We start from the raw sequence: 14,067 nt of genomic DNA, 5'->3' as shown, positions 1-14,067 counted from the left end.
CGAACGAATCCTGATATTTAGCGACTTCCCTCCGATTATCGAAACTGAATCGCGACTCAGTCGTCGAGCGCCTGCCAGGAGAGGCGAGGCTCCCGGGCGGCGCTCACCTGGTCGATCCGACGGGCGGCCGTCCGCTCGGGCGCCGCCTCCAGCGTCGCGTCGTCCTCGGCCGAGACGGCGTTGAACGCCGCAGCGAGGTCGTCGAGCGAGCCGCGGGTCTCGGCCTCCGTGGGCTCGGTCATCAGCGCCTCGTCGACGATCTCGGGCCACTTCGTCGTCGGCGGGTGGACGCCGTAGTCGAGCATCCGTTTGGCCGCGTCGGCCGCGTCCTGGTCGCCCGCGCTCGCGACGAACTCGTGGTGGAACGGTCCGTACGGCACCTCGTAGTCGATCCGCTCGGCGAGGTAGTTCGCGTTCAGCACCGCCTTCGCGCTCGCGTCCGCGAGCCCCTCGTCGCCGAGCCGAGCGATGTACGCCCAGGCCCGCACCAGCACGAGCCAGTTGCCCGAGAAGCCGTGGACCTTGCCGATGGACTGGTCTGGTTCGTACCGCTCGTAGCCACTGCCGTCGGGCTGTTCCCTGACGTGTGGCGTCGGGAGGAACGGTGCGAGCTCCTCGACGACGCCGACCGGTCCCGCGCCGGGGCCGCCCCCGCCGTGGGGCGTCGCGAACGTCTTGTGGACGTTGTAGTGCATCACGTCGAAGCCCATGTCGCCCGGTCGCGCCCGGCCGAGCAGGGCGTTCAGGTTCGCGCCGTCGTAGTACAGCAGCCCGCCCGCGTCGTGGACGAGCGCGGCGATCTCCTCGATGTCGCGCTCGAACAGGCCGAGCGTGTTCGGGTTCGTGAGCATCAGCGCCGCGGTGTCGTCGCCGACGGCCGCCTCCAGTGCCTCGAGGTCGACGCGGCCGTCCTCGGCGCTCGGGAGCTCGACCACGTCGAAGCCCGCCATCGCCGCCGTCGCGAAGTTCGTCCCGTGTGCGCTGTCCGGGATGATGACTTCCGAGCGGTCCTCGCCGTTGGCCTCGTGGTAGGCGCTGGCGATCCGGATGCCCGTGAACTCGCCCGCCGCGCCCGCCGGCGGCTGGAGCGTCACCGCGTCCATCCCGCCGATGCGCCCGAGGTAGTCCTGCAGTTGTGCCTGCACCTCCAGCGTCCCCTGAACGCTCCCGGCCGAGCGGTCGGGATGGACCGCCGCGTTCGGGTCGGCCGCCGCCTGCTCGGTGAACTTCGGGTTGTACTTCATCGTACACGACCCCAGCGGGAACGGCCCGCTGTCGACCCCGTAGTTCATCTGCGACAGTCTGGTGTAGTGGCGCGCCAGTTCGGGTTCGGCCAGCCCGGGCAGCTCCAGCGAGTCTCGCGTCAGGTCGTCCGGCAGCGGCGAGTCCTCGCCGATCGCCACTTCGGTCGCGTCCTTCTCGGAGAGCAGCGGTTCGTACTCCCCGTCGTCCGTCCAGCGTGCCTGGTCGTACAGCGTCCCCGCCTCGGGGGCGTGTTCGTCGGCGTCGAGGGAATCTCCACCGTCCGCCGATCCGTCGGTCATCTCAGGCCACCTCCGCGACAGCGTCGACGAAGCGGTCCATCTCGGGCTCGTTCGCGTCCGTCACGCAGACCTGGATGCGGTGGTCGCCGACGACGTGGACGGCGAACCCCTCCGCCTCCAGGTCGCTCGCGACCGCCGCCGCGGGCTGGTCCGTCTTCGCCTGGAACTCCCGGAAGTGATAGCGGTCGTGGACCGGCGCAATGACCCCCGAGACGTCGTCGAGGCGGTCGGCGAGGTCCGCGGCCAGCCGAACGCAGTCCTCGGCGAGGTCCACGAGACCGTCCGGGCCGAGCGTCGCGACGTGGATCGCGGTTCGAAGCGCCACCCACGCCTGGTTCGTGCAGATGTTGCTCGTCGCCCGCTCCTTCCGAATGTGCTGTTCGCGCGTCTGGAGCGTCAGCGTGAACGCCCGCCGACCCGTGGCGTCGCCGCTGACGCCCACGAGCCGGCCGGGAACCTGCCGGAGGTACTCCTCGCGCGTCGCGAAGATACCCATGCCCATCCCGTAGGCGCTGCCGACACCGAGCGCGCTCGCCTCGCCGACGACCACGTCGGCGCCGACGTCCGCCGGCCGCTCCAGCAGCGCCAGCGCGACCGGGTCCGACCCGAGGACGAACAGTGCGTCGTGGTCGTCGGCCAGTTCGCCCACTGCGTCGAGGGACTCCTCGACGGCGCCGCACACCGTGGGATTCTCCGCGTACACCATCGCGGCGTCGTCGTCGAGGGCCGCCGCGAGGCCGTCCACGTCGACGGTCCCCGCCGCCGTCGGATAGCTCTCGACTCGCAGGTCCGGGCCCGCGGCGTACTGTTCGAGCACCTCGCGCTTGCCGTCGCGCAACTGGTCGGGGACGAGGATGCGGTCGCCCGACACCGAGCGGACGCGCTGGGACAGCGTCGCGGCCTCGCCGAGCGCCGACGCGGCGTCGTACATCGAGCAGTTCGCGACGCCCAGCCCCGTCAGCTCGACCAGCATCGACTGGTACTCGAAGAGCGCCTGCAGGAACCCCTGTGCGACCTCCGGCTGGTACTGCGTGTAGGAGGTGAGAAACTCCTGGCGGCTGGACAGGTCGTCGACCAGCGCCGGGACGTAGTGGTCGTAGTGGCCCCGGCCCATGAACTCGGTCAGGTCGTCGTTGCGCCCGAGCGTGCGCTCGACCTGGCGTCGGACCGCGCGCTCGCTCCGCGCGTCGATGTCGAACGCGCCGTCGAAGCGCACCGACTCGGGGATGTCGAACAGGTCTTCCTCGCTGTCGGCGCCCACGGCCGCGAGCATCGCCTCGGTGTCGGCCGCGTCCTGTGGCGCGTACGGACTGCCCCGCGTCCGCCGTGTCATGAGTGTCCCTCGCGTGTCATAGCTGATAGCCTCCCCGTCGGGAGTGATGGCCGACCCTATCGGACGCTCGCACATGAGCCTCCCGTTTCGGTGGCTGTCGGGGAGTGCGAGTTCCGGACCGAGGTGCGACAGCAGAAAACGGATCACAGACGGATTCGTATCCTCGGATATGAGCCGGCGGAAGCCGACGGTGGATGGGGACGGCCGGTCCCATAGACGGGCGGCGACAGCGTTCGCCCGACGGATCGAGGAGCGCGTCGACGGGGTCGAGCGGCTCCTCCTTTTCGGATCGACCGTTCGCGGTGACGCGTCAGGGCGGTCCAGCGACGTGGACTTCCTCGCCGTAGTCGCGGACGAGGCCGACCGCACGGCCGTCGAAGAACGACTCCGTGAGGTCGCGTACGACGTGATGCTCGAATTCGGACCCGTGGTCGAGGTACACGTCCTCTCCCGACAGGAGTTCGAACGGCGACGCGACCGACCCTTCGTCCGGCGCGTGGTCCGCGACGGTGAATCGTATGTCTGACGCCGACGCAGTCGAGAATCAACTCAGACAGGCCAGACAGGCGCTCGACGATGCGAGCGGTGCTCGCGAAGCCGATCTGTCGGACGCTGTCGTCGTGAATCGGCTCTACTACGCGTGTTTCCACGCCGCGCAGGCGGTGCTGTACGACCGGGGGCACGAACCGGAGTCCTACGGCGGTGTGCTCTCTCTGTTCGGATCCGAAGTGGTTGCGGCGGGCGACGCGGACCGTGACCGTGGCCGCTTTCTGAACGACCTCTCCACGCTCCGAAAACAGGCAGAGTACGGATACGCGCAGGTCGACGAGGACGTCGACGCGTTGCTGGCCGAGACCGAGCCGTTCGTCGAAACGATGGAGCGCCTCACAGAGTAGTATCGACCTTCACACCCACTGTGCGGTCGTCCACACGAGCAGAAAGATCCCGAGACCGAACGAGCAGACGCTGACGACTCGAAACAGCCACTCGCGGCCGCTCCCGGGCGACCGGACCGGCTCGCGGAAGTTCGTCGCGGCCGCCAGCCGCATCGTCCGGGCCGGCCACCGATAGCCCGCGTATCCGAGCGCCAGCAGGAACAGGCCGCCGCCGTAGCCGTGGAGGATCACCTTCTGGAACAGTGTCGGGCCGAACCGCGGGAGGAGTCCGAGGAAGGACGCGACGGCGACCACGGCGCCCACCGCCGTGGCGACGACGACGGCCACCGCCGCGACCAGCACCCGGACGTTCATACCGCGAATCTGCGAGCGGACTGACAAAACAATTTCGTCGCCCGAGCCGCGAGGCGACCGGCCGCCCCGGCCGTGGAGCGGCCGGCCTCACGCAGTCGTCAGGCGTCCCGCAGTCGCTCCAGCGCCTCGATACACTCCAGCAGGGCGCGGCCGTTGTGGTAGGCGCCCTTGTACATCGCGCCCTTGCGGCCGACGGGTTCCAGATCCTCGGTGACCCCGGAGTGCCACTCGCCGACCTCCCTGTCGACGTGGTACTCGTCGATAAACTCGTAGGTCTCGGCGAACACGTCGGCGTACTCGTCGTCGTCGGTGAGTTCGTACATGCGGAGCGCGCTCGTCAGCGCCTCGGCCTGCACCCACCACGCCTTGATGCGACTCGAGGCGGGTTCCTCGAACGGGCCGTAGAAGTAGAACCCGCCGTGCTCGTCGTCGTAGCCGTATTCGAGCGAGTAGTCCCACAGCGTCTCGTAGAGGTCGCGGTAGTAGTTGAGCGAGGAGTCCAGCGCGTCGGCCGCGTCCATCGTCAGCCAGACGTTCTCCACGTCGTGGCCGTAGGAGACGATGCGGTACGCCTCGTCGTCGAGCAGGGGTCGCCAGTCTGGGGCGTACTTGTCGGTACAGGCGCCCAGCCCCTTTCGGACGACGGTGTTGGTGTTGATCGTGAGAAGCTCGGAGAGCCGCTTGCCGCCCAGGTCGTGCCCGGTGGCCTCGTAGAAGGTAGTGAACGCCTCCATCAGGTGGAGGTGGGTGTTCATCAGCTTCGTCGTCGGGTCGAGTTCGGCGTCGACCTCCTCTTTGGGCGACCAGTCGGGCTCGATGTTGTCGAGGTAGGTGCCGCCGTCGGTGATGGGCGTCCAGTCCGGTTCGAAGTACTCGACGTACCCCCCGTTCTCGTCGTCGTACGCTTCCGCCTCGAACAGTTCGAAGAGGTCGACGGCGGCCTCGCGGGCGGCCTCGTCGTCGCTGGCGCGGTAGTACTCCGAGAGCCCGTAGAGGACGAACGACTGGCCGTACATGTGCTTGTTCGGCTTCGTCACGGTGCCGTCGCGCTCGACCTCCCAGTAGTAGCCGCCGTGCTCGTGGTCGCGCATCTCCTCGGTGAGGAAGTCGAAGCCGCGCTCGGCGGCGTCGAGCAGTTCGTCGCCGTAGCCGGCGCGGTACAGCCGGGCGGAGAACCACACCATCCGCGCCTGCGTGACGATCATCTTGCGGTCGTTGCCCGCGAACTCGCCGTCGGCGTCGTAGCTGGTGATGAAGCCGCCGTGGTCGCTGTCGATGGCACGGGGGTACCAGAAGTCGATCACCGTCTCGCGCAGGTTCTCCTTCAGTCGCGGCAGGTACTCCTCGGCGAGCGAGTCGGCGTCGCGTGTCATGACTCGGCGTTCACCCGGCCGGTACTTCAACGCTCGTGAGTCGCTACGGCCGCTGTTTGCCACAGTCAACCGCTGGCGGCGACGACGCCGGTGCAATCGGCCGGCTGCCCGTCGGGTGAGAACCGGCGTTCGCATTTATCCCCGACCGGTCCCGAGACCCCCCATGGACGTTGTCGTGAGCGACGATCCGATGATCGACGCCGAGGCACTGGCCGACAGGCTCGGTGCGGACGTGACCGTCACCGTCGCCGAGACGGACACCGAGCGAGCGGTGCGCGAAGCCGCGAGCGGTGCGGCGGGGCTGGTCGTCGACGTGTCCACGCCGGTCACCGCCGACGTGCTGGCGGCCTGTCCCGACCTCGAAATCGTCGCGCGCGCCGGCGTCGGCATCGACAGAGTCGACGTGGGCGCCGCGGCCGAACGCGGCGTCGCCGTCACGAACGTCCCCGAGTACTGCACCGACGAGGTGGCCACCCACACCGTGTCGCTGCTGCTGGCCTGCCTGCGGAAACTGGGGCTCTACGACACCGACGTGAAGGCCGGCGGGTGGGACTGGCGCGTCGGCGGGGAGACGCACCGTCTCTCCGGCCTCACGATGGGGTTTCTCTCCTACGGTCCGATCGCGCGCCGCGTCCGCGAGCAGACGAGCGGGTTCGACCTGGCGTACGTGGCCTACGACCCCTACGTCGACGCCGAGGAGATGGCAGAGGACGGCGTCGAGGCGGTCGAGTACGAGGAACTGCTGGGTCGGACCGACCTGCTGTCGATCAACGCGCCGCTGACCGAGGAGACCCGGCACATGGTCGACGGGGACGCGTTCGAACGACTGCCCGACCGCGCCGTCGTCGTCAACACTGGTCGCGGCGGCGTCGTGGACGAGGCCGCGCTGGCCGACGCACTCGAAGCGGGGGCGGTCGCGGGCGCTGGACTCGACGTGTTCGCCCGGGAGCCCCCGGAGGACTCGCCGCTGTTCGACCGCGACGACGCGACCCTGACGCCCCACGCCGCCTGGTACTCCGAAGAGGCCCGCGCCGACCTCGTCGAGACGGTCGCGGTCAACGTCCGGGCCGCGCTCGACGGCGAGACGCCGCCCGACCGGATCGACCCCGACCTCGACTGGGTGTGACCGGGACCGTCCCGAGTTCCGGTCGGCCGCGGCCGTCGTCTACTCGCTGACCTCGATGCGCGTGCCGGGCCGTGATTCGTCAGCGGAGATGGGGAGTCGCACGTGCAACACGCCGTCGCTGTAGGTCGCCGATATCTCGTCGGCCTCGATCCGGCGCGGCACCGAGACGTGACGGTTGTAGACGCGCGTCTCGCCCTCCGCGTCGCGCTGCTCCGCGGTGACGCGGAGCCGCCCGTCGTGCCAGCGCAGGTCGAAGTCCCCGCGGTCGTAGCCGGGCACGTCGACGTACACCTCGTACGCCCCCTCGTCTCTGTACAGTTCGACCTCGTGGTCCGGGTGGTGGGTCATGAGTCGCTCCCGTTCTGATCGACGCGCTCGACGCATTTGAACCGTGCAGCCGATTCCCGACCGTCGAGAGAGGGCTTGCGCGCTCGCGTCCGATGCCCCGACCGTGTCACGCTCTGACTAACCGGTCAGTCAGTTCGAAACTGTTTTGACTGACCAGTCAGTTAACTCCGGTAATGAGTGGAGAGACGGAGAGCGCCGCGGGGGCCGGCTCGGACACGCCGGAGGCCATCATGGAGGCCACCTACCGCGCGCTCTGTCGACACGGGTACGCGGATCTGACGATGCAGGACATCGCGGACGAATCGGACAAGAGCAAGGCGTCGCTGCACTACCACTACGACACGAAAGAGGACCTCTTGCTCGCCTTCCTCGACCACCTCTACGACTCCTTCACCGAGAAGTTCGCGGAGACAGAGGGCGACCACGCCGTCGACCGACTGGTCACGTTCGTCGACGAGGTGCTCTGTCAGTCCGACGTCGAGGGCGCGGAAGAGTTCCAGACGGCCTATCTGGAGATCAAGGCCCAGGCCCCGTACGTGGAGGCGTATCGGGACCAACTGGAGCGAGTGGACGCGTTCGTCCGCGACAGAGTCCGGGAGATCGTCGCCGACGGGATCGACGAGGGGGTCGTCCGCTCGGACGTCGACCCCCGGGACACCGCGGCGTTCGTCGCCACGCTCATCGACGGCGTGAACACCCGCCGCGTCGCCATCGGCGAGACCGACGGGAGCACCCGCAACACCTTCCTCGCGTACGTCCGCGAGAACCTCGTCGCGCCCGACGCGGACGTCGTCGTCGACGTCGGCGATGACACCGCCGGACGCGATGCGGAGGCGGAAGCGGAATCGACCGAGACGCCCGCGGAGGCCGAGAACTGATGGCGGACTCCGGCATCGACCGCCTCGTCGCGGGCGTTCGCAGGCGGGTGAACATGGTGTTCAAGGACCGCGAGGAGTTCGACCTGACCTCCGGCGGGATCGCCAGACCGCTGTTCTACCTCTCGATCCCCATCGTGATCACGAACCTCCTCCAGACGATGTACAACCTGGTCGACACCATCTGGCTCGGCCGGTACAGCACGGAGGCGCTGGCGGCCATCAGCTTCGCCTTCCCCGTCGTCTTCTTCCTCATCTCGCTGGGGCTGGGCATCTCTATCGCGGGGAGCATCCTCGTCGCCCAGAACATCGGCGCCGACGACGAACGACAGGCGGAGTTCGCCGCCTCCCAGACCGTCACGTTCGCTATCATCGCCTCGCTGATCCTCGGGACCGTCGGGTACTTCATCGTCGGCGACCTCCTCCAGTTGCTCGGCGCGTCCGACGACGTGCTCCCCGGCGCGACCGCCTACCTCGAGATCATCTCGCTCGGGATGGTGTTCATGTTCGCCTTCTTCGTGTTCATGTCGCTGATGCGCGGCTACGGCGACACGATCACCCCGATGCTCGTCATGTTCGTCACCGTCCTCGTCAACATGGTGCTGGACCCGTTCCTCATCTTCGGGTGGGGCCCGTTCCCCCGCCTCGGCGTCGAGGGCGCCGCCTACGCGACTATCGCCTCGCGAGCGCTCGCGACCGCCATCGGCCTCGGGATCATGTTCCAGGGCACTCGCGGCGTCAAGATACGTCTCGCGGACATGAAACCCGACCTGGCGTACCTGCGGAAACTCCTCCGTATCGGCGTCCCCGCCTCCATCGAGGGCACCGGCAACGCCATCGCCGTGAACCTGATGCTCGTCATCGTCAGCGCGTTCCCGACCGTCGTCGTCGCCGCCTACGGCGTCGGCGTCCGCATGTTCTCGGTCATTTTCCTCCCCGCCATCGCGGTCGGCCGGGGCGTCGAGACGATGGCCGGCCAGAACATCGGCGCCCAGGAGGAGGACCGCGCGGCCTCGGCCAGCCACTTCGCCGCCCGCGCGATGTTCGTCGTCCTCGCCGCCGTCGGCGTGCTCACCTGGCTCGGCGCCGGCAACATCGTCGCCATCTTCTCCGACGACCCCGAAGTGGTCGAGGTCGGCCGGCTCTTCCTCCGCTACGTCGCGCCCACCTTCGGGTTCACCGGCATCTTCCACTCCTACAAGGGCGGGTTCCGCGGCGCCGGCAAGACGATGACCGCCGCCCTCATCTCCATCGGGATGCTCGGTGCCATCCGCCTCCCCGTCGCCCTCTTCGCCTCCCAGACGTTCGCCTACGAGGGGTCCTGGATCGCCGGGATCGTCGGCGCCGTCCCGTTCGACCCGCTCGCGGCCCTCCTCGCCGCCCCCATCGAAGCGGTCGCCGCCTTCGACCTCGGCTACGAGGGCATCTGGCTCGCCTTCGCCGTCTCGAACATCTCCGGCGCCGCCATCGCCTTCGCCTGGTACAGGCGCGGTACCTGGCGCGACGCCGACCTCACCGACGACGCCCCCGGCGTCGGCCCCGCTCCCGACACCGACCCCGACGCCGAACCCACGACCGACGACTGAGGCGTCGACCCGCGGTTTTGCCGCCCGAAGTCCCCGACTGACCCCGAGCGGTGCGCGAGAAGTTAAAAGGGATCCCGCCCTATCACCCGGTGAGGCGACTCTATGACGGCGCGTGACCCCACGTTCGCCATCCCCGGCCGGCCCGAACGGAACTATCCGCGGAGCGGCGGCGTCGAGTACGAGGGCGAGACGGTGTTCGAGTTGACCCCCGACGACGACCGCCCGAACGACGACCTCGAAACGCTCGTCGCGTCCGTCCTCGACTCCGGCCCCTACCGCTCGGGCGACTTCATGGAGCTCCCGATGCTGCTGTACCTCGTCCGCGACGACGAGACGGGCGACGTGTTCCGCGTGACCGTCCGGAACCGCGCCGTCCAGTTGCACGTCCTCCCCGAGACCGACTCCGAGGGACTGCGCCGCTTCTACGACCGACTGGTCGACGATTCAACGTGTGGCTGGTCGGTGGCCTGTCGGACCGATTTCGCGTAATGTGATCGCGAAGATGGAACTTCGCGACGTGAGTTCGCGAGAAGAGCCTCGGCCGGGGTTTGAACCCGACTGCGAGACGGTCGCTCACTTCGTTCGCGCTGGGACTCGCGTGTTCGAATCCCGGGAACGGCTTCGCGGCACAGGCGTCGCTCGGCGATGAAACGCCTCGCAGAAGCGTGCCGCAAGAAGCCTAGGCCGGGATTTGAACCGGAGGAAGACGTTCCGGGCGTGCGGCCTCGCTCTCGCTCGGCCGTTCCGGGTCTGCGACTTCCAGGGTTCAAATCCCGGTATCGGCACTCACGCTCACGAGAGTCGCGAAGATGGAACTTCGCGACGTGAGTTCGCGAGAAGAGCCTAGGCCGGGATTTGAACCCGGGCTCTCGTCCTTACCAAGGACGCGCTTTACCCCGCCGCTTTCAGCGGCGGAAAGAGGCTACCTTTGCCGGCTTTCGCCCACTTCTGACTCTCTATGTCAGAAAACACTACACACAGTTTTAAATAGTTAACGGGTACTCCCCGGCGTGTCGCGCCAGTATCACCGGAAAACGCTACACGGCTTCCGTCTCGAATCCCTCCCACGTCCCTCACTTTCCCGTTCGTACTCTGCGTTTATTTATAAGTGTACTTCGGACTAATGAGCGAATCCCGACTCTTGCCTAAGGATGCGTGATTCCGGTGGTCGTCTTGAGCGGCCCACCGCATCGAGGGGTCTGGAACCAACGCCGTGAATCGGGGCTAACCGCTACACGTAAGACCGGCTACGGGAGAAGGTCAAATGGATGGCAGGAGACATTCACGACGAACTTGACGCGCTTGCGCTCCGAATCGAACGCAGTATCATCGAGAACGAGCGAACGCTTGACGAACTCCGGCAGGCCGAACGGGAGGCCGAACCCTTCGAGGTGGCTTCAACCACCACGGAGGTCAACGCCGAAGAACTGTTTGGCTGAACTGCCGTCCAGCGGTTTTCTTTGCCGGCGAGTAGTCCCCATACGCCCCGTTTTCCGGGATTCTGAAACCCTCGAAATCGGCGGGTTCGGCAACCTGTATTCCTGACCTCAGACGGGAAAATTCTCGGAGCGACTTACTAACACTCACGCACGGAACTCGGATGAATGTTCTAACCGGGGTGTTTGTTTCGACAACTGTCGTTTATTTTGTGGTGGTTGTGCCAATCTTACGCTGATTATTCGTGCGGCTTCTCTCGCGCTTTCTCCGCCAGTCTTTTCTCCGAGATGATGATTCCCCTTCGGTCGAAAAAAGAATCCCGTAGCGAGCTTGCTGTGGCGTCTGGTGGGAAACGGGTGGGGTGTCGCTGGTCGGGTTCGGCGGGGTGGCCGTCTGCCGGTGGGAACAGGGGGCCTCCTACTATGTATATACAGTAGGTGTCTCACCACTTCCGGTCTAACTACTGTGTTCTAACGCATCGAGGGGTTGTAGTAAACCGATACACTACCTCAGTAGAACACTCAGTAGTTCCCCTACAGTATGTCTCCTATGTAGGTGGCATAGAGGAGACACAGTAGGAGAGACAACTTCGAGAAACCGCAGTAGGTACGTCGATTGTCGAACTATTTGGAGTCGTCGGAACAGACGGCGTCCTGTAGTTCGGCGTAGAGTTCCGGGTGGTGTTCCCGTAGTATCTCCGCGTCGGTCGTTAGTTCGTCCTCTATCTTCCGACGAACTCGGGAGACTGCCTGATACCGGAGGTCGTCGGCGTCGTCGTCTCCCTCGATGAGTTCGCGTTCTCGTTTCGTCATCAGGGCGCGGCGAAAGACCATATAGTGTCTCCTGCGTGCGAGGGGTTAGTAGTTCCTATGCCTTACAACGTTGTAGTATTTGGGAACCTTTAATAGACTGCCCGATAGACTACTGAGTACGAAGCGCGGTGTCGCCGTCGCAGAAATGGCCGGTGCTGGAACACCGACCGCGCTTCGGGCCAACCGAAGCAATGAACACTAATGCCCCTGCGGAAGATAAGCGCAACGCTGTTGAATACCTGAACTTCGGCGCGAAAACGTCGAAGCGCGTCTCGTGGGAGTCGTGGGAGTTCGCGGTCGAAGCCCCGCATCTGGTTCGCGTCACCAACGCATCCTACGGCTTCGAGAAGGCCGACCACTCGTATCTTGTCGGCGTCGAAGACCGCGACGGCGTCCTCGTTCCGGCGGAGTGTGAGTGTCCGGCGGACAAGTACAACGAGGAGTACGACTGTAAGCACAAAGTCGCTCTCGCTACGGTCGGCGGCCCGGTCGTCCTCGAAGCGTCGGTGAATTGTCCGACGCCGAGCGGGAATCCCGAGCGGTCGAACGCATCGACGTTGTCGGACAAGCTCCGGGCAGACGGTGGGGCAACGACCGAGGGAGTCGGCGGGGAGTCCAAACCCCTCGATGCGGCAGAACACGACGAGTGTGACTGTGCGGGGTTATCCGACGGCTTCCCCTGCTGGCCGTGCGTGAGAGACGGGAAGCGGGAACTGCCGAACAGGTAGGAACTACTCGATTTCTCGCGGTTCGAGCGGATTTTCAGGTCGGGCAACGCGGTCGCGGATGAGTTCTTTCGTGTCCTCGTCCAAATCGTAGAGGTCGTACACGACTTCGTTGTACTCGCGTTCGAGGTCTTTCGCTTCCTCCGGAGCTTCCTCTACGGTGTTGCGTGCGTCCTCGTAACGCTCGTACACCGCCACGAGGTCTTCTTTGAGGGCGGGGAGTTCGAGGCTTCGGAGTTCGTCGCCCGTAGTGACTTCGAGAGCCTGTAACAGCTCGTACACGATTTCAGCGGCTCGTTCATCGTTGAACTCGATGCTTGCCCCGGTCACTCCGAACCGGATAGTCTCCGCATCGAGGCTTGGGTGTAGTTCTCCCTCCAAGTCCTGAAAGCCAAGCCGGTCGATGTAGCCGGCGTAGGACAGGGACTTCGTCTCGAACTCGTCCAGTAGCTCCGCCGGGTTCTCCCGAAGTTGTTTGGCTTCGACGTAGTCCTCACGGAGGTCGGAAAGTTCCTCGGCGGCATCTTTGACCTTCTCGACTAATTCGGTGGGCACGTCAGACGGGTCGGGTAGGGGAACCTTCTTCGTATAGTCCCATTGATACCTCAGGTAGTCGCTCCCGTAGCTCGAAGCGATACGCCGAATGAAGAACTGCGCGACGTTGCTGTTGAAGACGCCAAGCTGGTAGTAGGGGTCAAACCCATCGATGATGTACAGCACATAGATGGAGTTCAACCCGTACACGTCTCCGGTCGGTTCGTACCAGAAGTTGCTGTAGTAGCTAACGTCCGGCGTAAAGATGAGTTCCTTACCGAACGTGTCCGGTCGGTTCCGGGCTAAGTCAAACCAACGTCTGTGTTCATCGGTGACACAGTAGCGGTCTTCGAGACTGTCTTTGTTGTCGAACAGGTACTCTTTCGCTCCGGGGTAATCTTCGAGTTCGTCGTCGTTTGCGATATAGAGGAGCTTCGGATAGTCCGGAACGTCGGTATGCCATCGGTGTACGTCCTCACCGCTGACCAATTCCTTCACGAGTTCGTCTTCGAGGTCGTAGTCTCTCAGGGTGTCCTCGGTGAGTTTAAATATCGGGTTTGCTCCCGTCTGAACACCGTTTTTCGATAGTTCCTCACCATTCGCGTATTCTTGGAACTGCGTTCCTCCGGCTTCGATGTTCCCGAGGGCTTCTTCTTCATCGGCGGGGACGAACCGCCAGTCTTCACCAGCAATCATCGAGGCGGGTACGGAGAACGCACGGATGGGCGAACTCTCGAAGTCGTTACCCGAGATTATCTCTCTCAACCGGCCTTCGACTGTCTCCCAACCCGGCGGTTCTTCGTCGGGCATTTCGGGGAGACAAGCCCCAATAATATCCGCAATACGTCCTTCGGGTGGGTCTTCCCCAACCTCCCGGTCAGGGTCGGTGAGTGTTGAGTCCTCGCCCTCCTCCTCCTCCGAGTCGGAGTCTTCGTTACCGTCAGCACGAATCGCAGTTTGGGAGATACTTGGAAGTGCGTCGGTCGCTTCGGCAAAGGGTATGTGTTTACCCCGAGGATTCGACGGCAGGCACAGCGTGAGTCTGTGAGACCATCTCGTTGTTTTCGACGACGCGCTTGAGTTCCGCGTAGGGATTCCGTCCCTGCTGGCGCCACGTCGCCAGC

The 14,067-nt window shown here is 65.3% G+C and carries 15 protein-coding genes; 8 read left to right on the top strand and 7 right to left on the bottom strand.

Annotated features, from left to right (window positions below):
* Nucleotides 1–56 precede the first annotated feature (56 nt).
* Both gcvPB and gcvPA read right to left on the bottom strand, forming a co-directional pair.
* Entirely contained in the window at nucleotides 57–1,544 is a 1,488-nt protein-coding gene (gene gcvPB, locus D1409_RS23080; RefSeq protein ID WP_235853711.1) for an aminomethyl-transferring glycine dehydrogenase subunit GcvPB, read from the bottom strand.
* 1 nt (nucleotide 1,545) lies between these two features.
* A complete protein-coding gene (gcvPA, locus tag D1409_RS23075; RefSeq protein ID WP_123539320.1) occupies nucleotides 1,546–2,877 on the bottom strand; it encodes an aminomethyl-transferring glycine dehydrogenase subunit GcvPA in 1,332 nt (443 codons plus the stop codon).
* A 169-nt stretch (nucleotides 2,878–3,046) separates the two neighbouring features.
* Between gcvPA and D1409_RS23070 the strand changes: the two genes are divergently transcribed.
* The gene (locus tag D1409_RS23070) at nucleotides 3,047–3,403 is read left to right on the top strand and encodes a nucleotidyltransferase domain-containing protein (RefSeq protein WP_123539319.1); all 357 of its coding nucleotides are present in this window, start codon (nucleotides 3,047–3,049) and stop codon (nucleotides 3,401–3,403) included.
* Entirely contained in the window at nucleotides 3,396–3,773 is a 378-nt protein-coding gene (locus D1409_RS23065; RefSeq protein WP_123539318.1) for a HEPN domain-containing protein, read from the top strand. The genes D1409_RS23070 and D1409_RS23065 overlap by 8 nt, the downstream gene beginning before the upstream one ends.
* A gap of 9 nt (nucleotides 3,774–3,782) precedes the next feature.
* Here the strand turns inward: D1409_RS23065 and D1409_RS23060 are convergent, their stop codons facing one another.
* Complete coding sequence (locus D1409_RS23060; protein ID WP_123539317.1) at nucleotides 3,783–4,127, bottom strand: hypothetical protein; 345 nt, start codon at nucleotides 4,125–4,127, stop codon at nucleotides 3,783–3,785.
* Between the two features lie 98 nt (nucleotides 4,128–4,225).
* Complete coding sequence (locus tag D1409_RS23055) at nucleotides 4,226–5,500, bottom strand: AGE family epimerase/isomerase (RefSeq protein ID WP_123539316.1); 1,275 nt, start codon at nucleotides 5,498–5,500, stop codon at nucleotides 4,226–4,228.
* 163 nt (nucleotides 5,501–5,663) lie between these two features.
* On the opposite strand from D1409_RS23055, the gene D1409_RS23050 reads away from it, so the two are divergent.
* Nucleotides 5,664–6,626: a C-terminal binding protein gene (locus D1409_RS23050; protein ID WP_123539315.1), complete on the top strand. Its 963-nt coding sequence runs from the start codon at nucleotides 5,664–5,666 to the stop codon at nucleotides 6,624–6,626.
* 39 nt (nucleotides 6,627–6,665) lie between these two features.
* Here D1409_RS23050 and D1409_RS23045 read toward each other — a convergent pair whose 3' ends face one another.
* Nucleotides 6,666–6,974 carry an Hsp20/alpha crystallin family protein gene (locus D1409_RS23045; RefSeq protein WP_123539314.1) on the bottom strand — a complete coding sequence of 103 codons (309 nt, stop codon included), beginning with the start codon at nucleotides 6,972–6,974 and terminating at the stop codon, nucleotides 6,666–6,668.
* Between the two features lie 173 nt (nucleotides 6,975–7,147).
* Between D1409_RS23045 and D1409_RS23040 the strand changes: the two genes are divergently transcribed.
* The 4 genes from D1409_RS23040 (at nucleotide 7,148) to D1409_RS24965 (ending at nucleotide 10,874) form a co-directional block, all read left to right on the top strand.
* Entirely contained in the window at nucleotides 7,148–7,852 is a 705-nt protein-coding gene (locus D1409_RS23040; protein ID WP_123539313.1) for a TetR/AcrR family transcriptional regulator, read from the top strand.
* Entirely contained in the window at nucleotides 7,852–9,435 is a 1,584-nt protein-coding gene (locus tag D1409_RS23035) for an MATE family efflux transporter (protein WP_206425168.1), read from the top strand. Before D1409_RS23040 ends, D1409_RS23035 begins: the two co-directional genes overlap by 1 nt.
* A 102-nt stretch (nucleotides 9,436–9,537) precedes the next feature.
* Nucleotides 9,538–9,924: a hypothetical protein gene (locus tag D1409_RS23025; RefSeq protein WP_123539312.1), complete on the top strand. Its 387-nt coding sequence runs from the start codon at nucleotides 9,538–9,540 to the stop codon at nucleotides 9,922–9,924.
* 779 nt (nucleotides 9,925–10,703) lie between these two features.
* A complete protein-coding gene (locus D1409_RS24965) occupies nucleotides 10,704–10,874 on the top strand; it encodes a hypothetical protein (protein ID WP_164471864.1) in 171 nt (56 codons plus the stop codon).
* Between the two features lie 621 nt (nucleotides 10,875–11,495).
* Here the strand turns inward: D1409_RS24965 and D1409_RS23015 are convergent.
* On the bottom strand, nucleotides 11,496–11,684 hold the full coding sequence (locus D1409_RS23015; protein ID WP_235853709.1) for a hypothetical protein: 189 nt from the start codon (nucleotides 11,682–11,684) through the stop codon (nucleotides 11,496–11,498).
* A 191-nt stretch (nucleotides 11,685–11,875) separates the two neighbouring features.
* On the opposite strand from D1409_RS23015, the gene D1409_RS23010 reads away from it, so the two are divergent.
* Nucleotides 11,876–12,412: an SWIM zinc finger family protein gene (locus tag D1409_RS23010; RefSeq protein ID WP_123539310.1), complete on the top strand. Its 537-nt coding sequence runs from the start codon at nucleotides 11,876–11,878 to the stop codon at nucleotides 12,410–12,412.
* A 3-nt stretch (nucleotides 12,413–12,415) separates the two neighbouring features.
* Here D1409_RS23010 and D1409_RS23005 read toward each other — a convergent pair whose 3' ends face one another.
* Complete coding sequence (locus D1409_RS23005; protein ID WP_123539309.1) at nucleotides 12,416–13,753, bottom strand: TaqI-like C-terminal specificity domain-containing protein; 1,338 nt, start codon at nucleotides 13,751–13,753, stop codon at nucleotides 12,416–12,418.
* Nucleotides 13,754–14,067 lie beyond the last annotated feature (314 nt).

It is taken from the genome of Halosimplex salinum (genome assembly GCF_003730195.1).
Classification (GTDB): domain Archaea; phylum Halobacteriota; class Halobacteria; order Halobacteriales; family Haloarculaceae; genus Halosimplex; species Halosimplex salinum.
Note: the sequence above shows the minus strand (reverse complement) of the source record. Positions and strands in the feature narration are given on the sequence as shown.